Genomic DNA, 26,076 nt, shown 5'->3' with positions numbered 1-26,076 from the left:
TAGTATGATGAAACACAGTTTTTTAATCCTTATTTTAGGGTAATAATGTTTTTTAAAGAGAATATTTTTAATTGGGAGAGGGTATTGTATGTCTAGTAAAGATGAAGTTGTAAAATCTGTCCCTCAAAATGGTTTTGTTGGACACCCTAAAGGGCTCTTTACTTTGTTTTTCACAGAATTTTGGGAACGTTTCTCATATTATGGTATGCGAGCAATTCTCATTTTCTTTATGTATTACGAATTGAATCAGGGTGGATTAGGTCTAGACCGCGGAACAGCGAACTCTATTATGGCCATTTATGGTTCACTCGTTTATATGTCAGGTATTATAGGTGGATGGATTGCTGACCGAGTATTAGGAACACGTAGAACTATTTTTTACGGTGGCGTGTTAATAATGATTGGCCATTTATTACTAGCACTGCCTGGCGGTGTAACGATGCTATTTGCTTCAATGGCATTTATCGTAATGGGAACTGGGTTATTAAAACCAAACGTTTCAAGTATTGTTGGGGATATTTATGCTGAAACAGATAGCCGCCGTGATGCAGGCTTCTCTATTTTCTATATGGGTATTAATATGGGGGCATTCATTGCACCATTTATTGTCGGAACAATTGGACAAAAGTATAGCTTCCACTTAGGCTTTGGTTTAGCCGGTTTAGGGATGCTTGTTGGGTTAATTGTTTATAAATTGACGGAGAAAAAATACTTAGGCCTAGCGGGTTTACAAGTTAATAACCCATTAAAGCCTGAAGAACGCAAAAAAGTCTTTGCGCAATTTGGTATTGTTGCTTTACTTATTATCATTCTAGGTGCCATTGGTATTAAAACTGGTACTTTAACGATGAATGTATTCAGTTTAATCATTACAGCTCTTGGTGTATTAATTCCAACAGTCTTCTTTATTTATATGTATCGTAGTAAAAAGACAACAAAAGATGAAAAATCTCGACTTCTTGCATATATTCCATTATTTTTGTCAGCCGTTATGTTCTGGGCAATTCAAGAACAAGGGGCAACAATTCTGGCTACGTATGCAGATGAGCGTACACAATTAAGTATTGGTAGCATTCAGCTTCAATCTTCTTGGTTCCAGTCATTAAACCCGTTATTTGTTATAACAATGGCACCATTATTTGCGATGTTATGGCTTAAATGGGGAGACAAGCAGCCTACTACACCACGTAAATTTTCATACGCCTTATTCTTTGCAGGTTTATCATTCCTTGTCATGATGATTCCAGCACACTTATCTGGCGGAGAAACATTAGTTAGTCCTTGGTGGTTAGTACTGTCATTCTTTTTAGTAGTTGTAGGTGAATTATTATTATCACCTGTTGGTTTATCGGCTACGACGAAATTGGCACCACAAGCATTTGCGGCACAAACCATGTCTTTATGGTTTTTAACAAGTGCGGCAGCACAAGCAATTAATGCACAGTTAGTAAAGGTTTATGAAGTTGTAAGCGAATTCACATACTTCGGCTTCTTGGGGTCGCTTTCAATCGTCATTGGTATATTATTGTTAATTTTATCGCCGATTATTTCAAAGGCAATGAAAGGTATTAACTAATTGGAAGATGTAAGTACAGTCCGGCTAATGGGCTGTATTTACATCTTTTTTTGTTATCTAAATAAATGTCTATTTATGAAGTCTAGCGCGAAATATATTATCTTAAGTAGTAATTTTATAAGTTTCTATGTGGAAGATCATTATTTTCGCTATAATAATCATAATTATAAGAAAATTTTAAGGGGTTGGATGGTATGAAAGAAGAATTGGACCGTTTGAGGTCAAGATTAATGGAGATTTTTACGTATTTACACGCCAATCCAGAAATTAGCTGGCATGAGATAGAAACAACTAATTATATAGTAGATTTATTAACGGAAGAAGGGTTTTCGCCAATTCGCTTTAAAAATTCTACAGGTCTTTATGTTGATGTGGGTCATGGTAGTCCTAAAGTGGGTTTACGAACAGATATAGACGCATTATGGCAGGAGGTTGATGGCCATTTCCGTGCAAACCACTCCTGTGGGCATGATGGACATATGACAATGGCTATTGGTACTCTCTTACTATTAAAAGAACAACAGCCATCATTTAATGGTACAATCCGTGTCATTTTCCAGCCTGCTGAAGAAAAAGGGACGGGAGCATTAGCAGTCTTAGAAGAAGGTGTAATTGATGAGCTTGACTATTTATTTGGTGTGCATGTAAGACCCGTTCATGAGCTAGAGGATGGTACATACTGTGCAGCCTTGTATCACGGAGCCTCTCGTTTACTAGAAGGGGAGATTATTGGAGAGGATGCCCATGCTGCAAGGCCACATCTGGGCGTTAATGCAATCGAAGTAGGGGCTACCATCATTGAAGATTTACGAACCATTCATACCGATCCAATGGTACCTGTATCAGTTAAGATGACAAAGTTCCATGCAGGGGGAGAATCAGGCAATATCATACCTGGTAATGCCTCATTTACGATAGACATTCGTGCTCAGCAAAATAATGTTATGGATGATTTAGCGCAAGGGGTCAAACGTGTTATTGATTCCACTAAGCTATTGCATAAGGTGCAGATTGAATTACGTACTGTTGCCAATATTGTAGCTGCGGAAGTTGATACAAGTGCACAATATATTATGGAACAAGCAATTATACAGGCTGCCGGATTATCAAATTTAAGAAAGCCGGTACACACACCTGGTGGAGAGGATTTTCATCATTATGCGGTAAAAAGGCCACACTTAAAAACAACCATGTTGGGCTTAGGATGTGGATTAACACCAGGATTACACCATCCGAAAATGAAGTTTAAACAAGCACGACTTGTTACTGGCGTGGAGATTCTTACGAGAGCAGTCTTATTAGCATTGGAGTCAACAGATACAAAGGAGGCGTCAGCATAATGTTAGAGCAAGTGCAAATTCACAAAGTCATGACACCTATAGAACTGGCAGAGGTCCAAAAGTTGAATGCTGAAATATGGGGAAGCCAAGCAATTCCCACTCACCAATTACTAGCAGTTGTACAAAATGGCGGATTAGTTTTAGGTGCTTATTTAGAAGAAAGGCTAATTGGCTTTAACTATTGCTTTGTGGGCTATCATGATAGAGAAATATACTTACATTCACACATGATTGGCGTAAAGAAAGCATATCGTGAACAAGGTGTAGGTGAGTTATTAAAGCACGCTCAGCAAGAATATGCGAAAGAAAATGGGTTTCAACTGGTTCGTTGGTTATTTGAACCTCTGGAGGTGAGCTTAGCTAATTTGGCATTTTTAAAGCTAAATGCTATTAGTTATCGATACGAAAATGATTATTACGGCGCTCTTGAAGATGACTTTAATGAAGGATTACCTTCAGACAGGCTGATTGTTGAGTGGTGGATAGAACGTGAACAAATGGCTGATAGCATTGATGAACTAGAAGAAATCGCACAGGAAATCGTACCATGGACATTAACTGTCGATGGCTTGCCTGTCCTAGACGTAGATAATACATTTCAAATGGAACATTCCTTTCATCAGGAGGCCTATCTATTACCGATTCCTCAATATTTGCAGAAAGTGAAAGTTGAAAGTCCTAAACTTGCAGAGGACTGGCGCTATAAAATTAGAAAGATCTTAACAGCATTATTCAATCAAGGCTATGCAATTGTACGTGTCAAGAAGCACCCAGAATATGTCCATAGCTATCTGTTAGTCAGACGCTCCTTATTAGCCTTATAATAATTAGAGGGAGTGAAGTTTGTGAAAGTAGAAAAGATTACTTTAAGACATATTAAAATGCCGATGAAAGCACCGTTTTCAACGAGCTTTGGTACAGTCGACGAAAAAGAACTGTTATTAATAGAAGCAAAAGATGAATCTGGGATTACTGGATGGGGAGAGACGGTTGCTTTTGTAGCGCCTTGGTATACAGAGGAAACTTTAAAGACGACATGGCATATGCTGAAAGATTTTCTAATACCCATCTTGCTAAATAAAGAGATCGGGCATCCTGATGAGGTGACTACATTGTTTGCTTCTATTCGCAGAAATTGCATGGCGAAAGCTTCGATAGAAGGTGCTATATGGGATATTTATTCCCAACAAACAAAACAATCTCTCGCACGGGCTTTAGGTGGGCAAAAAACACGTATTGAAGTTGGGGTCAGTGTAGGTATTCAAGCTACAATAGCTCAATTAATAGAAGTAATAAAAAGCCATTTGGAAAAGGGTTACAAAAGGGTAAAAGTGAAAATTAAGCCTGGTTATGATGTAGAAGTGGTACGTGCAATCCGTGCAGAGCTACCAAATTTACCTTTAATGGTCGATGCGAACTCAGCTTATACATTAAATGATATCGCCATATTACAGCAGCTTGATGATTACAACTTACTAATGATCGAACAACCTTTGGCTCCTGATGATATTGTGGATCATGCAACCTTGCAGAAAAACATAAAAACGCCAATATGTTTAGATGAAAGTATCACATCGTATGAAGATGCTCGAAAAGCAATTGAGCTAGGAAGCTGTGGTGTAATCAATATTAAAATTGGACGAGTTGGCGGTCTAACCGAAGCTAAACGAATTCATGACCTCTGCAAGGAGAATCAAATTCCTGTTTGGTGTGGAGGAATGTTAGAGGCAGGAATCGGACGAGCACATAATATTGCCTTAACCTCGCTTAGTCATTTTGTATTGCCTGGAGATACCGCGGGCTCTAGTCATTATTGGTATGAGGATATTATTAATCCAGAAGTCATCGTCAAAGATGGATATATTGATGTACCACAAGAAATCGGTATTGGCTATACACCGAATATGGCAGTTATCGATAAGCTGACAATAAGCAAAGAGGTCTATCAATAAAAATGGAATGAAAATCATTTGCTCTAAAGGAAAAAACGAGGAGAGAACTGATTGAAAAAGAGCTTGCAAATCGGCGGTGCCTATGTAGGAATTATCGTTGGTGCAGGATTTGCATCTGGACAGGAAATTGTCCTCTATTTTACAAGCTATGGCTTTAAAGGGGTTTATGGTGCCCTCTTAGCTATGGTTGGTTTTTCTATTGTTGGTATGTGTGTAGCCCAGGTTAGCTCAAGATTACGCACTGCATCCCACAAGGATTTGATTTATCAGATTTCTGGTCATTCTGTCGGTCTTGTATTGGATTATTTATTATCGCTGTTTTTATTTGGCGTGGCTGTTATTATGTTTGCGGGTGCAGGTGCAACATTACAGCAAATGTTTGGGCTACCTATTTGGCTAGGGAGTATATGTATGATTCTGCTAACCATAGCCACTGTGATGATGGATGTTAAAAGCATTATTAATATTATTGCATTAGCAACTCCTTACTTATTAGCAATTGTTTCTATTATTGCTATCTATGCCATTGCAACAATGGATCTTACCTTTGTTGAACAAGCAGTAATTGCGCAGCAGGCACAAATAAGCTCAAAAAGCTGGTGGTTGACTGCATTGTTATATATGTCATTCAATATTGGGGTAAGTTTCTCATTATTAACGGTGATGTGCGGCTCGGTGCGCAATGATAAAGTAGCTGGAATGGGGGGCATTATTGGCGGAATTCTATTAGGTGCTTTAATTTTGCTTATTAATTTTTCTCTTCTTGCAAAAATGAACGTTGTAATAGGACTAGATATTCCTATGCTAGCATTAGCAAATGAAATTCATCCATTGATCGGGCTATTAATGACATTCTCTTTATTAGGGATGATTTATAATACTGCAGTAGGGATGCTTTATTCTTTTATGGTAAGATTCTTTAAGCCTGATAGACCTAGCTTTAAGGTAGCGGTTGTTTTTATAGGAAGCTTAGGCTTTTTAGCCAGTCTAGCTGGATTTACGACGCTTGTAGCTAAGCTCTATGCAGTAATGGGATATGTAGGTTTAGTCTTAATCATATTTATTATTTCAGCATGGTTAAGAAAAGTAAGACGAATAATATAATGAATAAGAATGGTAATTGAGACGAAGGGATGTTCTCAATTACCATTTTGTTTGGATAAAAAAGTTGTAGAAATAGTGAATTATGTAAGGTAGAAAGTTTGGCGAAAATACTAATATTTCGTTAATTAGACACGTTTTTTAGTTCCTTTTAAATAAAACGAGAATAATTCTCATTTACAGGTTGACTGAGAATAAAAACATGACTATAATGGAAATCGTGAGTAATGATAATCATTTTCACTAAACGTAACATTACACACAAAATTGAAATCTACCGGGGATTACTATGAAAATAAGATATCTTTTAACAGCAACTGTTGTGTTGTCTATAGTATCGCTATTTATCGGAGTAGTAGATATTAAACCAAGTGATCTATTAGACTTCCAATCAGAAGAAACTAGACTATTTTTAATTAGTCGTGTACCCAGACTTGTTGCCATTTTGCTAGCAGGCGCAGGTATGAGTATTGCTGGTTTAATTATGCAAAGCTTAAGTAGGAATAAGTTCGTATCACCAACGACAGCAGGTACTTTAGATGCCACTCGACTGGGTATATTGATTTCCATGATGTTTTTCACAAATGTCACGTATTTCCAAAAAATTTCCTTCGCTTTCATATTTGCTCTAGCCGGCACATTATTATTTATGCAAATATTAAATCGAATTAAGTTTAAAGATGCGATTTTTATACCGCTTATTGGCTTAATGTATGGTAATATCTTGTCTTCCGTGACAACGTTCTTTGCCTATAAGGCAAATATTATCCAAAACATTTCTGCATGGTTACAAGGAGATTTCTCGTTAATCATGAAAGGCCGTTATGAACTGTTATACATAAGTGTACCAGTACTTATCTTAGCTTATATTTATGCCAATCGTTTTACAGTAGCCGGTATGGGTGAGGATTTTGCTAAAAATCTTGGCCTATCCTATAAGTTTGTGGTGAATTTAGGCTTAGTATTGGTGGCTCTTATCTCCACAACAGTGGTGCTAACAGTAGGTGTCATTCCATTCCTTGGTTTGATTATACCGAATATTATTTCACTGTTTAAAGGTGATAATTTGGCAAAAACATTGCCACATACAGCATTACTTGGTATGTCCTTCTTATTATTCTGCGATATTTTAGGACGCGTACTGATATTCCCTTATGAGATACCAATTAGTATGACTGTTGGTGTAATTGGAAGTGCTATCTTCCTAGTTATGTTGTTTAGGGGGAGAGCATATGCGTAATCGTACAAGAATGTTCATTTTACTAGGACTTGCCGTGTTAGCTATCTTATTGTATCTATTTTGGGGATTAAATGGTAATTATCATTATGCTTTTCCGAGACGTGTCATAAAAGTTATAGCGATGGCATTAACGGGTATAGCTATTGCCTATTCAACAGTTGTTTTCCAAACCATTACCCATAATCGGATTTTAACGCCAAGTGTTATGGGGTTAGATGCTTTGTATATGTTGATTCAAACATTCATCTACTTTTTCTTTGGCTCTACATCTATTTTAGTTATCAATATTTACTATAATTTTACTCTTGCTATCGTATCAATGATTGTTTTCGCTTTAGTTTTTTATCGAGTATTGTTTAAAGAAGGAAAGCGACCTATTTATTTTTTACTACTAGTGGGTATGATTGTTGGTACGTTTTTAGGGAGCATTACAACATTCTTCCAAGTATTAATCGATCCTAATGAATTTTTAGGTTTACAAAGTAAAATGTTTGCAAGTTTTAATAATGTTAATTCAGATTTAGTTTGGCTAGCTGGTGTAATCATTTTGATAACATTTATGTATGGTTGGCGTCATATGAATAAATTAGACGTCATGTCGTTAGGACGTGATACAGCAATTAATTTAGGTGTACCATACGATAAGCTGGTACAACGTATGTTAATTTTAGCTTCTATCTTGATTTCCATTTCAACAGCATTAGTTGGGCCTATTACATTCTTTGGTTTAATTGTTGCGAATTTATCGTATCAGTATTTTAAAACATACAAGCATTCCATCTTAATTGCTGGTTCTTGTGTAATGAGTATTATTGCTTTAATCGGTGGGCAGTGGATGGTTGAGCGAGTATTCACTTTCAGTACTACACTAAGTGTCATTATTAATTTTGTGGGTGGGGTATACTTCATCTACTTATTATTAAGAGAAAGTAGGTCAGCAGGATGATACAAGTGAAAGAAATTACGAAGTTTTTCGGAAAAAAACCTGTCGTTCAAGATGTAAGTGTCGATATTGTTTCAGGGAAAATTACGTCTTTTATTGGACCAAATGGTGCAGGGAAGTCCACGCTACTTTCAATGGTAAGCCGTTTACTGAATGCAGATACTGGAGAAGTTCTACTCGATAAAGCAGATGTAAGGCGCTGGAAATCGGATGATTTTGCCAAGCGAGTATCCATATTAAAACAGTCTAACTTTATGAATGTCCGCTTAACGATTCGTGAGCTTGTATCCTTTGGACGTTTCCCTTATTCAAAAGGAAATTTAAAACCAGAAGATGAAGAAAAAGTGGATGAAGCTATTCAATATATGAATTTAGAAGATATTCAACATAATTACTTAGATGAATTATCAGGTGGTCAACGTCAGCGTGCTTTTATCGCAATGGTTATTGCTCAGGATACAGAATATATCCTATTGGACGAGCCATTGAATAATCTAGATATGAAACATTCTGTTCAGATTATGAAGATTTTGCGTAAGCTAGTGGATGAGTTAGGGAAAACAGTTGTAATTGTACTACATGACATTAATTTTGCTTCCGTTTACTCAGATAATATTGTTGCATTAAAAGATGGTCGTGTTGTGAAAAATGGTTCTACCAACGATATCATTAACTCAGACGCACTCAAGGAAATCTATGATATGGATATTCCTGTTCAAGAGCAGGATGGCTGCAGAATTTGTGTTTATTTTAATTCTTAGAAATAGTAGCAGATGGTTTAACCATCCATTAACTATAAAATAAATTTAAAGGAGAAATTTCAAAATGAAAAAATGGAAATTACTAACAATATTAATGGCGATGATGCTATTAGTTTTAGCTGCTTGCGGTTCAAAAGACGAAGCAAAAGAAGGAGATAAAGGTACGTCAACTGACAAACCAGCAGAAGAAAAAAACGAGGCATCTGCAGCATACCCAATAACAATTCCAGGTAGCACAATTGAAGGTCGCGATGGTAAGACTACATTTGAAGAAGTAAAGCTTGATAAGATCCCAGAAAAGGTTGTTGTTTTTGATAATGGTTTCCTAGATACTTTAGATGCATTAGGGGTTAATCCTACTGCAGTAGTACAAGATTCATTACCATCTTACTTAAGCAAATATAAAGATAGCACTTATGTAAATGCTGGTACTTTATTTGAGCCTGATTATGAAAAATTATCTGAAATCAACCCAGATATTATTTTCATCTCTGGTCGTGCGTCAGCAGCTTATGCTGAGTTATCTAAAATTGCTCCAACAGTTTACATTGGAGTAGATAATAAAAACTTCCTAGAGTCATTCAAAGCTAATACAGAATTAGCTGGTAAAATTTTCGGTAAAGAAAAAGAAGCGGCAGATGCAATCGCTGCATATGAAGCTAAAGTTGAAGAAGTAAAAGGCAAAGCAACAGCATCAGAAGAGAAAGCTTTGATCGTATTAGGTAGTGAAGGCGCATTATCAGCGTATGGTTCAGGTTCACGTTTTGGTGTTATCCACGATGTATTTGGTGTGAAAGCTGCTGATGAGAATGTTAAAGTTGGAACACATGGTGATAATGTAAGTTTTGAATATGTACGTGATACAAATCCTGATATTCTATTTGTAGTTGACCGTGACGCAGTTGTAAACGAAAACGGCGAGTCTGGTACTAAAGGCGCGATTGAAAACGAAATCGTAAGTGCAACGAATGCTGTGAAGAACGGTAAAGTGTTCTACTTAGACCCAGAAGTTTGGTATCTTTCAGGTGGCGGTTTACAATCTGAAACACTAAAAGTTGAAGATGTATTAAAGGCGTTTAACTAATATGTTTGTACAAATTAAACGTATCGTTGTGACGGAAGGGAATTCGGATAAAGTGGTGGAACGTTTTGGCGCAAAGCCAAACAGTCCATCATTACTTGAACAACAACCTGGTTTCATTGATAAGCAGGTGCTGGTCAAGAAAGTTCGCCGTGGTGATGAGGAAGTGCTAGTGATGGTTCGTTGGGAATCAGAAGAAGCATGGAAAAATTGGGAGAAGAGCCCTGAGCATATTGCCGGTCATAAGGCAAGTGCAGGTAAGCCAAAGCCTGAGCATATCGTTGAAAGCGGACAAGAAGTTTATTATGTAAAAGGTTAATAGCCTAGAGGTGTCTCAAGCGATTGAGGCACCTTTTTGTTGTATATAAAAGCAGATAACGATGGAATCAGAGAAGGGACACCAATGCTATCTGCTTATTTATATCAATGGGTAATCGGTGTTTTTATGGAACTACAAAATGTAGCATCCATATTAAAGGAAATAGTGCTTTCATTAATGGACAATCCCGAGATATTTATATTTTCATCTAATTTATGAGTAATAGATGAGTCTGTCACTGCTGCTAGCCCTCTAGCATTAATAATCGTGTAATTCGCTGTCATGTAAGTGGTAGGTGATTCTATATTTAATCCAAAGGTTAATGGATTGACGGATGGCATACTAAATAAATTGTCATTCGGTACTTTTATAATGCCATATTGCTGAATATAGTAATCTCTTTTTTGCTGAAAAGAATCTTCAAATCCAGGAACATCACTAATTAAGTTTGAGAAGGTTGAAAGCTTTTTATAGACCGTTAAAGTTTCTTGATAAGCTTTTAATTCAGATTGAGTAATAATCCTTTCAATTCGTAGTTGCTCCTCTGTAGGCTTTTTAATTATAATCTCTTCAGCTGAGACAGAGATATTACATGAAAAAGTAGCCGTAAGTATGAAAACAGTTTCGTTAAATCCATTTTTCATTTTTAAAACACTCCCAGTACATAAAAATTCATGTTCATCAATCTATCAGGACAATGAGAAAATCAAATGTTATTACTATAAGCGTAACATCTGTCATAACGCCATTTCAATGGTGAGTTTACGCCAATTTTATGGCGGTACATCGTTCTCTACCGCCATTTTATCCTTATCAATTAGGTAAAAAATGGCGTGGTTTAAGTAATTAACGCCACTTTTTGGCGCTCTTCAACTTTATATAGTGATTTATGGAATTATATGTATATATTATTGGTGCTGCTAGTATTAATTCCCACTAATCTATATAATATCTATTAATATATCGGAGAGGAGAGAGGACTATTGAACGGGTTGGATGAGTGTATTAATAAATCATTGGACATTCTCATTGAAAGTGAAACATTTCTTAGTCATGAGCTAAAACATTTGTTTAAAAGCTTTAAAGAAGAAAAAATAGATGCAGGTTTTTCTTTTGGTAAATTATGCTGTTTGCATTTTGAGGCGTTTTCAAATAGTAGAAATAACGACATATACAAAATTGCTGCAGCAGTTGAACTCTTAATATTGTCATTTGATATTATCGATGATCTTCAAGATAAGGATTCAGATAATAGTTGGAGCAGGACACCAGAGCTTTCTTTAAATGTTGCTCTAGCTATGCTGATTATGGCTTCAAAAACAATTGATGAAACGTCTTTTGAGCATAAAAGAGCTGCTATAAAAATACTTGAAGAATGCGCATTAAAAAGTATAAGTGGTCAACAATTAGACTTATTAAATAATTGCCGCGATGAAGATTCTTATGTACAAATGATTACGCTTAAATCAGGTTCCTTAACAGCGATGAGTTGCTTAATTGGAGAGGTTCTTTCCAAAGGGGAAGTATCCCAAGAAGTAGAGGCTTATGGAAAGTACATAGGCATTATTCAGCAAATTAAAAACGATATCCAAAGTTTGAAAGCATGGGGACCGAAAAATGACCTACTAAACAAAAGATTCTCCCTGCCGATTATTTATCTTTTATCCCAGAAAAATGATGTTTCAAAATCTGTAGCTGACTATTATAATGATGATATAGTTACAATTTTGGATCATAAAGAAGCAGAAAATGAGTTAACAAATGGCGGGGCAATACGCTATGCACTTACTGTGAAAAATGTCTATAAATTGAAGGCAATAAGTTATCTTGAAAATGTAGAATTAAATGATTTAGCTAAAGACTACCTACAAAAATTAATAAAATGATGAGGAGCGATAGGATGATTAATGTAATTCAGTACTTAGAACAAAACCCAAGCCTAGTTGCATTATTAAAAGAACAGAGAGCCTCATTAATTGGAATTTCATCTATAGAACAAGTAGCAATTTTAGAAGCTTTTATTGATGAAATGCAAATGCCTATAGAAAGTGATATTTGGAACTAAATACGTTGCGTTCAAATTTTTTTTGGCCCGCTATAGTCCTTTATTTAGCGTTAGGTTTATATTTAAATTTTGTGAATTATAGCGCGCCATATATTCAAATTGGGGTAGAAGAAAAAGATGGTAAATGGCTAGTATCTCAACTATATTATAAAGATTGGGCTAAGGGGCAGAATATAACCATTGGTGATGCAGTTTTAAACGTAGATAATGGCCCGATTGCCGAGCTAAATCAATTGAAATATAAATCAAAAATATTATCTGCCAATGATCTTACAATTATGAAGCCAGATGGAAAAATAATAAATATACATATTAAACATTTAGATATTCCTCAGCAGTTCTTTTATGTATTAATTGTTCCGGCTTGCTATTATTTATTAACGTTATTTGTTGCTTTTTATTTATATTACAAACAAAGAAATACTAGGTTAACAGATTTACTAATTCTTTTTATATTAACTGTTTCGCTAGCTTATGTAAGTAGTGGAGTCTCCGGTAGGCTGGATGGGATAGGAATTATTGTAAATCGTACTACTATGTTATTATGTTTAGTGATTTTATTACATTTTTTAAGAAATTATTTTTCATTTATGAAAACAACATGGATGTTTACGAATAATATCCGGTTCTTTTATTTAATGCCTTTCATTGGTTTTGTATTGGCTTGTATTGGAACTGCTTTCCCTGCTTCAAATGATGGACTTTCAAATGTTGTATTATTGTTATTTCTTATTCTGCTTATAATTATCTTAGGTATTTTATTAGTAAGCTATTTCAAATATAACTCACCTCAGTTGAAGATTTTATTGAGTAGTATAATGATTCCATTTTTACCATTTCTATTTTTGTATGTACTTCCAAAAATCCTTTTTCATACGTATATCCTTTCATCTGAGATTAGCTCCTTATTTTTATTACTGATACCTTTTAGCTTTATCTTTACACAATTAGCAGAACGACTATTTGACATCGAGTATCATATTACTAGATTGCGCTACTATATTATTTTTTCTTTAATATTTACCCTATGGTTCACAGTTGGATTGTACTTCATCGCGGGTCAATATTTAAAAATCAGTGTTATGTCAGGTGTGTCCTTCTTTACATTTTCTTCGTTAGTCATACTCTTTTATGTAAAAGAAAAAGTTGATTATCGTAAGCGGAAAATACTATTTTCAACAAAAGGTGATTATATTCATCAGCTGTACACGGCTGTAGATAAAATTGGGAAAACCGTTAAAATTGATGAGCTTTTAGAGAAATTCGCTTATGAGGTTTCTGTTCATCTGGAGCTAGAGGATGTTTTTGTCTTAACGTATAGCTATGGTACGAATGAATTCCTTACAAATAGTGGGGAAAGAATTTTGTTACAAGCTGACACAATGGATGATATTAGATTAGGAGAAATACGTAAGATTGATAAAATTTATTTAGCATTTCTCCATCAGGATGCACATTATAAAAGAGCTTTAGTGCTGGGACATAACAATACCATTCATTTAAAAGACGAGGAGCTACTATGGCTCGAATTGCTCCTATTGTATGTAAATAATTTTATTGAAAATACAAAGATGGTGGAAGAACTATTAGATGAATTAAAGCATATGAAACAAGCTGACGATGGTCAATTGCCGTGGCTTAATAAGCTATTATGGTTGAGATTTGAAGAAGAAAAATATCAGTTAGCTCAAGAGTTACACGACACTAATTTGCAGGAACAACTTCATATTGCCAGAGAGGTAGATGTCCTTGTTAACGCAAAGGATACATCAGACATGCAGGAGAAGCTTGCTCAAATTCATAAGCAAATGGTTGACTCTCTATATGAATTACGAGCATACTGTGAGAATTTAAAGCCTCCATTACTGGATACATTAGGTTTAAATGCGGCATTAGAAAAGTTAATTAGGAAGGTTCAAGAGAGAGCTAACTTTGTGTTAATCTATTCAATAGACCGTTTATATTTAGAAGATGAGCGTATGAATTTAATGATTTATCGATTATTCCAAGAGCTATTGAATAATGCCTTAAAACATTCCTATGCAACAGCTGTTGAAATCCATCTAAAGGAAATGAATGATGGTTTTGAAATTATTTATTATGACGATGGTGTAGGGTGTAATGTAGAGGATATTATCGTAGCAGAGTCAATGGGTATCCGAGGTATGCAGGAGCGAGTAAAAGCCTTTAATGGTTATTTTTATGTTGACTCACAACTAAACCAAGGGATGTCTATTAGAATAGCAGTTAAAGAAGGGAGTGAAACACATGATTACCATGCTCATAGTGGATGATCACCCTATAGTTTTAGAGGGAACTAAAAACTTATTTCAAGAAAATGAAGATATCATTATTGATACGGAAAGTGATGCCACTTGTGTCATTCAAAGAATAAAAAATAAGCCATATGCTATTTACTTGATTGATATTAACATGCCGTTGGAAAATGGCATTAATTTAGCCCGTAATATTAAAGCCATTCAGTCGGATGCTTCCGTTATCCTTTATACAGGAGACGATATAACAGATTATTATCCCCTAATTTTAGAGAGAAAAATAGAAGGTATTTTAGCAAAAACAGCCTCTAAGGAGCAGATCATACGAACAGTTAGGGCGATTGCAAATGGTGAATTTGTTTTACCGAAAAATTTCTTAGATTTTCTCGATGATAAATTTAAACTTCAAAATGCTAAAGATATTCATTTAAATGAAAAAGAAAAGAAAATTTTAAGACTTATTGCAGAAGGTCATACAAATAAAGCAATTGCGATTGAACTCAATATTCCTCAGCGAACTACTGAGAGATATTTAACACAGCTGTTTTCTTTGCTAAATGTAGATTCAAGAACAGAGGCTGTCAATCTTGCTGAAAGAATGAATTTACTCTAAGGAATTTCCATGTTATACTTTTGATGTATTTTCCTACAAAAGGTACTTTCTTACAAAAATTCTTCTCTTATAATACTGTGTAAAAAAATACCTTATTTATATGCTGAAGTTACTATAATCTTTTTAAAACACCGCCAAAAAAATGGCGGTGTTTTTTGAGAACCGCCAAATCACGCCATAATTTTGCATGAATCACGCCAAAAAATTGGCGTAAACCCGAAGTTGAAATATCGGTATAAGTACTGGTACGCTTAAATTACCGTGGTTAAGTAGATTTGCTATAGTGAGTAGTAATACAAATGATTTTCTTCAACAAAAAGTAACCCTAACTATGTATGTAAACGGTAGATTATAGAATGGTAACTAGCAGTCAATATACTTCACCATAAAACTTTATAAAGGTAGGCGTGTATTGTGAAAGTAGAACTCGAAAATTTGTTTTCTATAGATGAATCTAGTCAAGATCAAGTGATTAACGTTTATAATCGTCATGGTATTGCTATTGGTGCGCCTGAAATTAGAAAGAGAAATTTAAAAACAAAATTTAATCCTATTTTTACATTAAACGAAGATGTAACATACGAGAAAGTAGCTGCTTTATATGAGTCATTAGAACGTGAATTTGGTATTGTCTCAATTGGAGAACGATTCTACTTTGAATTTTCTGATTTGGAGTATGAACGAGCACCGTTGTTTACTTTAAATTCAACAGGAAATTCACCTGAAATGTTTCTAGAGGATAAAGGGACATTATTTACTTTGAGTACTCATTGTAAGAATTGCGGACTTATGGATAAAGAGCAATTATCTCCTATAGTTATTGACACTTCACACATGAATGGACGTCATTTAGTGCATGTAAGTGGATATTGGGTAGCTTCTGAGGAACTGGTAGCACTACTGAAAAGGGAAAAACTAGAAGGGTTTGAATTTTTAGAGGTAATCCATCAGGGACCTGAGCAAGGAAAACAGCCAGCTTATCAAATTATTCCTACACAAATCCTACCCGCATGTAGTCATGATAGAGTAAAATTATACTTTGCAACTGAACAACCTCCATGTAGCTGTGGTTTGAATGGAGTTATCAAAGGGCCAGATATGTATTATCAGGAAGATTTAGCAGCGTTGAAAGGCGACGTCTTTTACTCAGCTGAATGGAGTCATGATGGAAGATATCTTTATAAAAAAACCTTATTTAGTAAAAGGTTTAGAGAAGTTATTATCAAACATGGAATCTCCCGTGAAGTAAGAGGAGAAAAAGATCCAAACTTTGGTCCAACGGATTGGCTATTTGATCCAGTGCTCATCAAATAATAGCTGTAGAACAGGAGTGTGTGGATGATATTTAGAAAAATACTACCTATCGTGGCTATTTTATTCATTGTTGCATTGGTTGTCTCTAATTACTTTAACAAACCTAATGAACAGTCCACGATGATCACTCAAGAATGCAACGATGTATTTAATAAAATTAATGCTTCTCTCCCTCTAGTTCGGACATAATTATGTTATGATGTGAAGATCATAGCAATATGTTTTTGAGGTGAAAGTATGAAAAAATGGGCCTATCCTTTGGCAATCATTACACTAATTATATTTATTTTTTTAAGTTTAACTTTTCAAAGTGATTGGATGAATAAGTTTGATACAAAAATGGCACATGTCTTTTTTGGGAATCAATTTCTTGAAGTCTTTCATTATATAGGAGAACCTATATTTGTTGTTATTGTAGCAGTAATTTTGATTGTGTATTTAGCGTGGAAGACAAAAAATTATCGAGGTATGCTATTTATTGTTTTAACATTTGCGGCAGGGAATGTGTTAAATCAAGTATTAAAAAAATGGATTCAACGAGCACGACCTGAAATTGAAGATCAATTAACATCTTATAGCTTTCCATCTGGACATGCGATGACCGGTATTCTGTATTTATTTGCAACCGCATATATATTAGCTGAAAATAATAGTAAAGGTCGTAAAATCCTATTGTGGCTTGGAGCTACGATCCTGATGGTGCTTATAGGATTATCCCGTATAGCTGGCGCAAGACATTTTGCTACTGATGTACTCGCAGGCTGGAGTATGGGATATACTTGGTTCATTATTTGTGTCATCTGGTATGAACGTCGTAAAAGAATATTCCAATCGGATCATAAATAGATAGTGAGAGCAGTATCAAAATTCATATGAATTGATACTGCTTTTTTGTGCGCAAACGGATGAAGCAAGGTCAATGGACCAAATTTACCTTGTAAAAAAGAATTGCTCTTAGGAAACTTCTGCGTTAAGATGAGTACAATAAAAAAAAGGGAAAAGGAAGAAGGGTATGGACGGAAACGTTTTACTAGCATTTGGACTGACTCTATTTGCAGGGCTTGCAACTGGAGTAGGTAGTTTAATAGCTTTTTTTACATCAAGAACAAATACAAAATTTCTATCGCTAGCATTGGGTTTTTCAGCAGGCGTTATGATTTATGTCTCACTTGTTGAGATTTTCGTTAAGGCTAAAGATGCTTTAACGAATGCATTAGGTAATACGAATGGTTATTGGATGACAATTGCCGGATTTTTCGGTGGTATGTTATTCATTGCCTTAATCGATAAATTCATTCCAAAATCAACAAATCCTCATGAAGTAAAGCTAGTAGAAGATGTGAATGCAATAAAGCCACAGGTGAATGAAGATCATTTGATGAAGATGGGTATTTTTACAGCTATGGCTATTGGAATCCATAACTTTCCTGAGGGTATCGCTACGTTTATGTCAGCTATTAACGATCCCAATGTAGGAATTGCCATTGCCATAGCAGTAGCGATTCATAATATTCCTGAGGGGATAGCAGTGTCTGTTCCAATTTTCTTTGCAACGGGCAACCGTCGAAAGGCTTTTAAATTATCATTTTTATCAGGGTTAGCAGAGCCAGTTGGTGCATTAGTTGCCTTCTTGCTCCTTATGCCATTTTTAACAGACGTTATGTTTGGCATCATTTTTGCTGGAGTTGCAGGTATAATGGTCTTTATTTCATTGGACGAATTATTACCGGCAGCGCAGAGGTATGATGAAACCCATTTATCAATGTATGGCTTGGTAGGGGGAATGGCTGTTATGGCCATCAGCCTAGTATTATTAGTATAAGTCAATATGAAAAGGGAGCCATTTATAAAATGGTTCCCTTTTTTTAGGCATGCATTAAGTTGTTGGTACAGCATGGTTGGTTTCCATAAGTTCTTGCACAATTTTTAGACAGTCATGGAATGTGATAAATGGTTTATATGAAACATGAAGCTCTTCACAGCGCTGAATGAGATGGTCTCTAGCCAGAACAATATCAGCTTGTTTAGCAGCTTCAAAATCTGAAAGAGAATCACCGATAACAATTTTAAAATGCTCTTCTTTTGCGACTTTCCGCATAACGCTAGGCTTACAGCAGCCGCATCCTTGAGTACTATATTTTGCACATTCCTCATCACAGCTATTTGAATAAATTAGTTTAATTTGTTCACCAGAAAAATCCGCTTTATTGCAGTAGATACCTGAGAAAGGGCCGTATTTTTCTACTAAAGGCTCAATAAAAAAATCGACTCCTCCACTTACAATATAAAACGGAATGTCATGATTTTGGGCATATCGAACAAAATCTTCGAATCCTTCACGTATGACGGCTGTATCCATAAGATATTGAATGACTTCATCTTTTTGTTCAGTAGAAAGTAAATGAAACATAGCAGAGAGTCCATCTTTAAATGAAATTGTTTGCTCCATCATAGCTTTCGCAATCTTCTCAGATTCTTGCGGAACAAATTCTGTCATCAGGGAAAAAATATTATCAGTTTCTGTTATCGTGCCATCGAAATCACAGAATATAATTGGCTTCAAGATAGTTCCTCCTTAGAAAAGCGCGTATCTCAATAATAGGTGTTTCAGGTCATACCCTATACTTCTATAATATTAGTTTTATCCTCCCTTGCTTTCAAGAAAAAACGCCTACTATTAAAGTAGACGTTTCATATATTCACGTACTTGTATACCTTGCTCATCAGCTTTTGTTACAATCACTTGATGTTCAGGAAATTGTTTTTTCATAGTTTGAACAAAATCACCAGCAATAGTAGAAGGAATAATAGAAATCAATGTAGGACCAGCCCCGCTTAAAGCAGTCCCGTAAGCACCATTCCTCTTAGCGGCTGTACGAATTTCACTATACTCGGGAATTAACTTTGCACGAAACGGTTCATGAAATAAATCTTCTTCCATATAACGACCCGCACGCTGGAAATCACGTGCCATTAGTGAAGCAGCTAGCATATTAGCATTTGCTGAAGCATGAACAGCATAAGCTCTGTCAAATTGCTCTGGTAATACAGATCGAGATTCGCTCGTTTTTAATTCAATATTCGGTATATATACCACAAAGGAAGCATCAATTTTATTGATATGGAAAGTATCAACATTCCCTTTTTCATCCATAGATGAAATGGTTAACCCCCCTAAGACTGACGCGGTTGCGTTATCTGGGTGTCCTTCAATTTGAGATGATAAGTTGAGTTTATCTTGTACCGATAAGCCAAGCCCACATACTTGATTGGCTAGTTCAATACCTGCAACTATCACAGCCGCACTGCTTCCAAGCCCACGTGCTAATGGTAGCTCACTAGCCATTTCCACACGACATGCAGGTAATTGTTGCCCATATTGCTCAGCAACTTTTTTTGCAATGACGTATAGTAAATGTTCTTCAAGCTCAAACTCTTTAGGACCGTTATCATCAAGATGGATGATAGCCCATGTATCCTGTAAAGTAACTGTTAATTGTAAGTATAGAGACAAGCCGAGTCCTATGGAATCAAAGCCAGGCCCTAGATTGGCTGTGCTTCCTGGAACTGAGATTTGCCACGTTTTATTCATAGTATTCCCTCGATATATTCTCGAATTTCATTTTCATCATTTTTAAGGGATACTACTTCTACTGTGGATACATCCATGGCTGTATCAGGATCTTTTAGTCCATTACCTGTGAAGATTGTCACTACTTTTGAACCCATTGGAATTTTTCCGCTTTCCACCGATTTAATAACACCTGCTAATGATGCAGCAGACCCTGGTTCAACGAAAATACCTTCTGTATTTGCGATTAACTTATAAGCTGCAATAATTTCTTGATCCGTTACGGAGTCAATTATACCTCCAGATTCATCTCGAGCTGCTTCTGCCAATTTCCAGCTAGCTGGATTACCAATTCGAATAGCAGTGGCAACTGTCTCTGGATTGGCAATAGGCTCTCCTTTGACGATTGCTGCTGCACCTTCAGCTTCAAAGCCATACATCTTGGGTAGACCAGAATCTTTAGCAGCATGATATTCTTTAAAGCCCTTCCAGTAAGCAGTAATATTCCCTGCATTTCCAACTGGGATGCATAGATAATCAGGAGCTGAGCCTAAGGCATCTACAATCTCAAATGATGCAGTTTTTTGACCTTCAATGCGGTATGGATTGACGGAGTTGACAAGAGCGACAGGAGTTGTTTCACTTACTTGGCGAACAATACTTAAAGCATCATCAAAGTTACCGTCAATCTCAATGATTTTTGCACCATACATAGTTGCTTGTGCAAGCTTACCAAGGGCAACTTTTCCTTTAGGAATTACAACGATGGATTGAATACCAGCTCTTGTAGCATAAGCAGCTGCAGCAGCAGATGTATTTCCTGTTGAGGCACAAATAACACATTTACTACCATCTTCAATAGCTTTGGCCACTGCAAATACCATACCACGGTCTTTAAAAGAGCCGGTTGGGTTTGCACCCTCAATTTTACCGTAAAGCTCAATGCCTAATTTCTTGGATAAATTCACTAAATGTATAAGAGGCGTATTGCCTTCGTTTAAAGTTAATGCAGGTGTATTTTCTGTTACAGGTAAAAATTGTTTATATTCTTCAATAAGGCCTTTCCACATAAAGATATGATCTCCTTTTGTTCTCATAGAAAGAACAGTTGTTTTTGTATAAAAGACATTTTAACGCAAATCACACTATTATTTCAATAGCATTTCATAAATTGTCGAAACAATTCGGTAATTTGAATTTTGCTTGTCACTTTCTTGAAACAACTGTATAGTAATCTTGTAATGTAAAGTCAAGTGTAAAGACAGGTGGTTGAAATGACGACAAATACTGTAGGAACAAATAAATCGAAGCAAACAATTTCTAGAAATAGACTGTTGGGTATTGCGGGTATTGGGTGGCTTTTTGATGCAATGGATGTTGGGATATTATCGTTTGTCATTGCAGCATTGGCAGCAGATTGGGGACTGACACCAAGTCAATCTGGTTGGATTGGTAGTATTAATTCAATTGGAATGGCTGTAGGAGCCCTTGTATTTGGTGTTTTTGCCGACAAGGTAGGGCGAAAGCAAATTTTTATGTGGACACTTGTCCTATTTTCCATTGCGAGCGGTTTGTCTGCTTTTACGACTACATTAACAGCATTTTTAATGCTACGATTTTTAGTAGGAATGGGCCTGGGCGGAGAATTACCTGTTGCATCCACATTAGTGTCTGAAAGTGTGGCAGCAAAAGAAAGAGGGCGCGTAGTTGTTTTATTGGAAAGCTTTTGGGCAGCGGGATGGCTAATTGCCGCATTAATATCCTATTTTGTTATTCCAACGTGGGGATGGCGAGTAGCGTTAGTCTTAACAGCACTCCCTGCATTTTATGCTATTTATCTTCGATGGCATCTCCCAGATTCACCGCAGTTTATGGTGAAAAAAGAGGCCAAAGCGCGTAGTATCCTTCAAAATATAAAAGAAGTTTGGTCAAAAAAATATGCACGTTCCACATTGATGCTTTGGGTGCTGTGGTTTACAGTTGTATTTTCGTATTACGGTATGTTCCTATGGCTTCCAAGTGTCATGGTTGGTAAGGGCTTTGATATGATTACAAGTTTTAAGTACGTTCTCATTATGACATTAGCTCAATTACCTGGTTATTTTACTGCCGCATGGTTTATTGAAAAATTTGGGCGGAAATTTGTGCTTGTTTCCTATCTAATTGGTACAGCAGTGAGTGCTTTCATTTTTGGGAATGCTGATACACTTGTCGTACTAGTATTATCTGGCATGTTTTTATCTTTCTTTAACTTAGGTGCATGGGGGGCGTTATATGCTTATACACCTGAGCAATACCCTTCTATTATTCGTGGTACTGGTGCAGGAATGGCAGCTGCTGCAGGGCGAATTGGTGGGATTTTTGGGCCCTTACTAGTAGGTTCTTTATTAACAGCTGGCTATGATATAGGCTTCATTTTTGCCATTTTCTGTGGAGCAATAATTATAGGTGTTGTGGGCGTCATATTTCTTGGGAAGGAAACCAAGCAGCTAGAATTAGAATAATAAATAAAATAATGTCCTGGATAAGAGTAATCGATCCAGGACATTTTTGTCTTTATTCGCTAGTGTAATACATAATAATTAGGAATTATTAATTTTTATTCAAAGCAATTAATAATTTTGATAAAATGAGAAGTCATCATTGAAAAGGAAAAAAGTATAAAAAATCGACATATTAGCAGGTTAATGCGCTGAAGATTTTTCAGAAAAGTCATTGTATTCAAATTGCAATCGTGATACTGTATTTTTAATCGAATTTTGAGTAAGTAGGAAACAATCTCCCATTCGTGATAAGGTCATTGAAAGAAAGGTTGTTAGGAATGAGCATTCGTGAGGATATAAAGAAAAGGTTTGTAAGACTCTCAAAGGGGCAGCGTAAAGTAGCACAATTTGTAATGGATAATCCCAATACAGTGATTGCTAATGGAGCAGCAGAAGTAGGCAGACTGGCTAATGTAAGTGAATCAACGGTTATTCGCTTTTGCTATGCCATGGATTTATCGGGATATGTGGAGCTGCAAGAAGAAATAAGAGGCTATATTATGTCCCAAGATGTAGGAACAAATCTACAATCTACCTATACGGGTAATAAGCTAGTTAATTCTAGCTTTGGGAAGGTAATGCAGCGGGATAGCCGAAACATTCAGGAAACAATTCAATTAATTAATGATCAGCAAATTCAAACAAGTTCAAAATGGATGCATGAAGCAGAAAATATCTACATTCTAGGGACTCGTGAGGCTGTATCTATAGCAAATTGGTTATCCAACACATTAAAAACACTACGTTCTAATATTAAGCAGCTTCGAATAGATTCGGATGAAATTATGAATCAAATTAATAACATGGGAGAGCGTACAACATTAATAGTTTTATCGTTTGATCAACAGTTAAAGGATATTCAAACGATTGTTGAAATTGCAAAGATGAAGAAAGTAAAAATTATTGCGATTACCGGAACTGCATTTTCACCGGTTCGTGAATATGCTAATATTTTGTTTGCACTTGGAACCAACAAGCATTCCTCGTTAGATATAGTGCCCGTTTTGTTTTCTTTCTTACACGCTTTATTAGAGGAAATGATTAACCAAGACAAGGGGCAGTATGAAAAATATCAAAAATCCAATGAGCAAGTAGATAGTAATATATTATTCCTGAATGCTGCTAGAGAGAAAAAGGTATTTTAATGTTTGCATAGAAAAGTATTATTTTACTTTTCTATGCGTTTTTTTATAGGGAACATATATAAAAAGATGTCCAAATACGCTTTAGACATCTAGGTAAAGTGAATTATAAAATTTTACTCAAGTTGTACTCGTTAATGTAAGTATCATTTAATTTAATAGCATTTTGTCGAATGCCCTCTTGTTTAAATCCTAATTTTGTAAAGAGATGTAAAGCAACATTGTTATGTTCCATGACTGATAATTCTAAACGAGATATGTCACGTTGTTTTGACCAACCTTCCACAGCCTTCATTAGGGCGGAGCCGATGCCTTTTTGTTGGTACTCTTCCTTCACAGCTAAGCGAACAGAGGCAACATGTCTAGCTTTCGTTTGTTTATACCCATGTATAACTGCATAGCCTGCAAAAATACCATTTAATACGCAAAGTAATATAGTACGATTTTTAAGCTGCTTCCAATAGGTTAAATTTTTACGAAGTTGTTGGACAGTTAGATCTAATTCATTTTGAACATTGTACATGAAGTCGGTTTGTTGAAAAATTTCCTCCTGTAAAAGAATAAATGATCTAGCATCAGATGCTTCAATCCCTCGAATTATGTATGCAGAAGGGTCCTCTTCCCTTTTTGAAAGATTGTTTTCAGTTGTCTTTGTTTGCGTGCATGAGAAAGTTACACTAGTACCTAGTCTAATATCAATGACATGATAACCTGCATTTGTCCATGACAAATAGTGCGATAGAGGGGGCTTTGTTTTTTTCCACCAGCTCTTATTTAAGTAGGCGGCATTCGGTAAGGCTTGTCCCATAATGTTTTCTAATTCACTAAAGGATAAAGTGATTTCTTGTTGTAAAGCTACTTCAAAATAATTAGCTAAAGGAATGTACTTTTTTTCCATCTTCTTTGTCATTGTAATCCCCATTTCCTAAAATCCAAAAATATAGACTATCTGATAATAGCATAAAATTATGCTTACATAAATATGAAAATACGACTAAATATCTATATAAAATAAATAATATTAGAAAAAGATGCACTTTTACTATAGAATGTTAAAAAAAGGATGGTAAAAAAAGAAAATAGAAATGAAGAGGGTAGGTGTACAAAATATATGTATATGACAGCTTGAAGGTCTTATATACTTAATTCATATTTGTAAAGTTGGTTATTGGTAGTGGAAAATTATTATTGTATATTAAATGAAAGAGCTTAGTTTACTTAATGTTTCAATTTATCATTTGTTAGTCCATAAGATATGATAAAATAAAAGATAAATGTAAGGTCATTTTAGGAGGAATAAATTCAATGAGTAAAGTATTAGTTTTTGGACATAAAAACCCAGATACAGACACGATCACATCTGCAATCGTATATGCTTATTTAAAACAACAAATTGGAGAAGAAGCAGAGGCAGTACGTCTAGGAGATGTTAATAATGAAACTCAATTTGCTTTAGATAAATTTGGCTTTGAAGCGCCACGTTTAATCTCTTCTGTTGTTGATGAAGCGGACAAAGTTATTCTAGTAGACCACAATGAATTCCAACAATCGGCTGACGGTATTGAGGAAGTGCAAATTGCAGAGGTAATTGATCACCACCGCATCGCCAACTTCCAAACAGCTGATCCACTATATTATCGTGCAGAACCAGTAGGCTGTACGGCTACTATTCTTAAGAAAATTTTTAACGAAAACGGTTTAGACATACCTGCGAACATTGCTGGTTTAATGTTATCTGCAATTGTTTCAGATACATTATTATTCAAATCACCGACTTGCACAGAGCAAGATGTAAAAGCGGGCGAAGAGCTAGCTAAAATTGCTAATGTGGACGTTGCAGAATATGGTTTAGCTATGCTAAAAGCAGGTGCAGACCTATCTGATAAATCTTTAGAGGATTTATTATCATTAGATGCTAAGGAATTCCAATTTGGTGAGTACAAATCTGTTGTTGCACAGGTTAATGCTGTAGATATTAATGATGTACTTAATCGTCAAGAGGAATTAGAGATTTTATTAAATAAAAATGTTGCTGAAAATGGTTTAGATTTATTCTTCTTCGTTGTGACAGATATTTTAAACAACGATTCTACAGCTGTAGCAATTGGACAAGTAGCACAAGCTGCAGCAAAAGGATTCAGTGCTGAGCTTATCAACAACCGTGTTGTGTTACCAGGTGTTGTTTCTCGTAAAAAACAAATTGTGCCAGTATTAACAGAAGCTCTAAAATAATTTAAAA

General features: G+C 35.6%; 26 protein-coding genes. 21 read left to right on the top strand and 5 right to left on the bottom strand.

The window, feature by feature from the left end; all coding sequences use genetic code 11:
- The first annotated feature begins 88 nt into the window (after positions 1–88).
- The 10 genes from ACOZBY_RS15060 to ACOZBY_RS15015 all read left to right on the top strand — a co-directional run bounded on the left by ACOZBY_RS15060 (position 89) and on the right by ACOZBY_RS15015 (position 10,313).
- On the top strand, positions 89–1,576 hold the full coding sequence (locus tag ACOZBY_RS15060) for a peptide MFS transporter (protein ID WP_031416549.1): 1,488 nt from the start codon (positions 89–91) through the stop codon (positions 1,574–1,576).
- Positions 1,577–1,770: 194 nt separating this feature from the next.
- Positions 1,771–2,916: a M20 peptidase aminoacylase family protein gene (locus ACOZBY_RS15055; protein ID WP_031416547.1), complete on the top strand. Its 1,146-nt coding sequence runs from the start codon at positions 1,771–1,773 to the stop codon at positions 2,914–2,916.
- Positions 2,916–3,740: a GNAT family N-acetyltransferase gene (locus tag ACOZBY_RS15050; RefSeq protein WP_012295844.1), complete on the top strand. Its 825-nt coding sequence runs from the start codon at positions 2,916–2,918 to the stop codon at positions 3,738–3,740. The genes ACOZBY_RS15055 and ACOZBY_RS15050 overlap by 1 nt, the downstream gene beginning before the upstream one ends.
- 21 nt (positions 3,741–3,761) lie before the next feature.
- Positions 3,762–4,868, top strand: coding sequence for an o-succinylbenzoate synthase (gene menC / locus ACOZBY_RS15045; RefSeq protein WP_031416545.1), 1,107 nt, complete (start codon positions 3,762–3,764; stop codon positions 4,866–4,868).
- A gap of 51 nt (positions 4,869–4,919) precedes the next feature.
- A complete protein-coding gene (locus tag ACOZBY_RS15040; protein ID WP_031416543.1) occupies positions 4,920–5,972 on the top strand; it encodes a membrane protein in 1,053 nt (350 codons plus the stop codon).
- Between the two features lie 286 nt (positions 5,973–6,258).
- Positions 6,259–7,209, top strand: a complete 951-nt coding sequence (locus ACOZBY_RS15035) for an ABC transporter permease (RefSeq protein WP_031416542.1) — start codon at positions 6,259–6,261, stop codon at positions 7,207–7,209.
- On the top strand, positions 7,202–8,155 hold the full coding sequence (locus ACOZBY_RS15030) for an iron chelate uptake ABC transporter family permease subunit (protein ID WP_422762527.1): 954 nt from the start codon (positions 7,202–7,204) through the stop codon (positions 8,153–8,155). Before ACOZBY_RS15035 ends, ACOZBY_RS15030 begins: the two co-directional genes overlap by 8 nt.
- The gene (locus tag ACOZBY_RS15025) at positions 8,152–8,913 is read left to right on the top strand and encodes an ABC transporter ATP-binding protein (RefSeq protein ID WP_008175175.1); all 762 of its coding nucleotides are present in this window, start codon (positions 8,152–8,154) and stop codon (positions 8,911–8,913) included. Before ACOZBY_RS15030 ends, ACOZBY_RS15025 begins: the two co-directional genes overlap by 4 nt.
- A gap of 64 nt (positions 8,914–8,977) precedes the next feature.
- Complete coding sequence (locus ACOZBY_RS15020; protein ID WP_012295840.1) at positions 8,978–9,997, top strand: siderophore ABC transporter substrate-binding protein; 1,020 nt, start codon at positions 8,978–8,980, stop codon at positions 9,995–9,997.
- A gap of 1 nt (position 9,998) precedes the next feature.
- Complete coding sequence (locus ACOZBY_RS15015; RefSeq protein WP_012295839.1) at positions 9,999–10,313, top strand: antibiotic biosynthesis monooxygenase family protein; 315 nt, start codon at positions 9,999–10,001, stop codon at positions 10,311–10,313.
- Positions 10,314–10,417: 104 nt separating this feature from the next.
- Here ACOZBY_RS15015 and ACOZBY_RS15010 read toward each other — a convergent pair whose 3' ends face one another.
- Complete coding sequence (locus ACOZBY_RS15010; protein ID WP_012295838.1) at positions 10,418–10,957, bottom strand: hypothetical protein; 540 nt, start codon at positions 10,955–10,957, stop codon at positions 10,418–10,420.
- 339 nt (positions 10,958–11,296) lie between these two features.
- On the opposite strand from ACOZBY_RS15010, the gene ACOZBY_RS15005 reads away from it, so the two are divergent.
- The 8 genes from ACOZBY_RS15005 to zupT all read left to right on the top strand — a co-directional run bounded on the left by ACOZBY_RS15005 (position 11,297) and on the right by zupT (position 18,403).
- Positions 11,297–12,199, top strand: a complete 903-nt coding sequence (locus ACOZBY_RS15005; protein WP_422762526.1) for a polyprenyl synthetase family protein — start codon at positions 11,297–11,299, stop codon at positions 12,197–12,199.
- A 14-nt stretch (positions 12,200–12,213) separates the two neighbouring features.
- Complete coding sequence (gene comX, locus ACOZBY_RS15000) at positions 12,214–12,378, top strand: competence pheromone ComX (protein WP_012295836.1); 165 nt, start codon at positions 12,214–12,216, stop codon at positions 12,376–12,378.
- Positions 12,379–12,383: 5 nt separating this feature from the next.
- Complete coding sequence (locus tag ACOZBY_RS14995) at positions 12,384–14,672, top strand: sensor histidine kinase (RefSeq protein ID WP_422762525.1); 2,289 nt, start codon at positions 12,384–12,386, stop codon at positions 14,670–14,672.
- A complete protein-coding gene (locus ACOZBY_RS14990; RefSeq protein WP_031416532.1) occupies positions 14,647–15,267 on the top strand; it encodes a response regulator transcription factor in 621 nt (206 codons plus the stop codon). The genes ACOZBY_RS14995 and ACOZBY_RS14990 overlap by 26 nt, the downstream gene beginning before the upstream one ends.
- A gap of 414 nt (positions 15,268–15,681) precedes the next feature.
- On the top strand, positions 15,682–16,581 hold the full coding sequence (locus ACOZBY_RS14985; protein WP_012295833.1) for a hypothetical protein: 900 nt from the start codon (positions 15,682–15,684) through the stop codon (positions 16,579–16,581).
- Between the two features lie 24 nt (positions 16,582–16,605).
- Positions 16,606–16,770, top strand: coding sequence for a hypothetical protein (locus ACOZBY_RS14980; RefSeq protein ID WP_155726279.1), 165 nt, complete (start codon positions 16,606–16,608; stop codon positions 16,768–16,770).
- 48 nt (positions 16,771–16,818) lie between these two features.
- Entirely contained in the window at positions 16,819–17,427 is a 609-nt protein-coding gene (locus ACOZBY_RS14975) for a phosphatase PAP2 family protein (protein WP_012295832.1), read from the top strand.
- Positions 17,428–17,593: 166 nt separating this feature from the next.
- Positions 17,594–18,403: a zinc transporter ZupT gene (gene zupT, locus ACOZBY_RS14970; protein WP_031416526.1), complete on the top strand. Its 810-nt coding sequence runs from the start codon at positions 17,594–17,596 to the stop codon at positions 18,401–18,403.
- 54 nt (positions 18,404–18,457) lie between these two features.
- Here the strand turns inward: zupT and ACOZBY_RS14965 are convergent, their stop codons facing one another.
- The 3 genes from ACOZBY_RS14965 to thrC all read right to left on the bottom strand — a co-directional run bounded on the left by ACOZBY_RS14965 (position 18,458) and on the right by thrC (position 21,222).
- Complete coding sequence (locus ACOZBY_RS14965) at positions 18,458–19,144, bottom strand: MtnX-like HAD-IB family phosphatase (protein ID WP_031416525.1); 687 nt, start codon at positions 19,142–19,144, stop codon at positions 18,458–18,460.
- 114 nt (positions 19,145–19,258) lie between these two features.
- Positions 19,259–20,173, bottom strand: coding sequence for a homoserine kinase (thrB, locus tag ACOZBY_RS14960; protein WP_031416522.1), 915 nt, complete (start codon positions 20,171–20,173; stop codon positions 19,259–19,261).
- Positions 20,170–21,222 carry a threonine synthase gene (gene thrC / locus ACOZBY_RS14955; RefSeq protein WP_031416520.1) on the bottom strand — a complete coding sequence of 351 codons (1,053 nt, stop codon included), beginning with the start codon at positions 21,220–21,222 and terminating at the stop codon, positions 20,170–20,172. The genes thrB and thrC overlap by 4 nt, the downstream gene beginning before the upstream one ends.
- Positions 21,223–21,426: 204 nt before the next feature.
- Here thrC and ACOZBY_RS14950 point away from each other — a divergent pair, with 204 nt between their 5' ends.
- Both ACOZBY_RS14950 and ACOZBY_RS14945 read left to right on the top strand, forming a co-directional pair.
- Positions 21,427–22,656 carry an MFS transporter gene (locus tag ACOZBY_RS14950; RefSeq protein ID WP_031416519.1) on the top strand — a complete coding sequence of 410 codons (1,230 nt, stop codon included), beginning with the start codon at positions 21,427–21,429 and terminating at the stop codon, positions 22,654–22,656.
- Between the two features lie 317 nt (positions 22,657–22,973).
- On the top strand, positions 22,974–23,840 hold the full coding sequence (locus ACOZBY_RS14945) for a MurR/RpiR family transcriptional regulator (RefSeq protein WP_031416518.1): 867 nt from the start codon (positions 22,974–22,976) through the stop codon (positions 23,838–23,840).
- Positions 23,841–23,943: 103 nt separating this feature from the next.
- Here ACOZBY_RS14945 and ACOZBY_RS14940 read toward each other — a convergent pair whose 3' ends face one another.
- Complete coding sequence (locus ACOZBY_RS14940) at positions 23,944–24,747, bottom strand: GNAT family N-acetyltransferase (RefSeq protein ID WP_031416517.1); 804 nt, start codon at positions 24,745–24,747, stop codon at positions 23,944–23,946.
- A gap of 395 nt (positions 24,748–25,142) precedes the next feature.
- Here ACOZBY_RS14940 and ACOZBY_RS14935 point away from each other — a divergent pair, with 395 nt between their 5' ends.
- Entirely contained in the window at positions 25,143–26,069 is a 927-nt protein-coding gene (locus tag ACOZBY_RS14935) for a manganese-dependent inorganic pyrophosphatase (RefSeq protein WP_036164801.1), read from the top strand.
- Positions 26,070–26,076: the final 7 nt, after the last annotated feature.

The sequence above is a fragment of the Lysinibacillus sp. NPDC056220 genome, assembly GCF_049315265.1.
Classification (GTDB): domain Bacteria; phylum Bacillota; class Bacilli; order Bacillales_A; family Planococcaceae; genus Lysinibacillus; species Lysinibacillus pinottii.
This window is presented reverse-complemented; position numbering and strand designations above follow the sequence as displayed.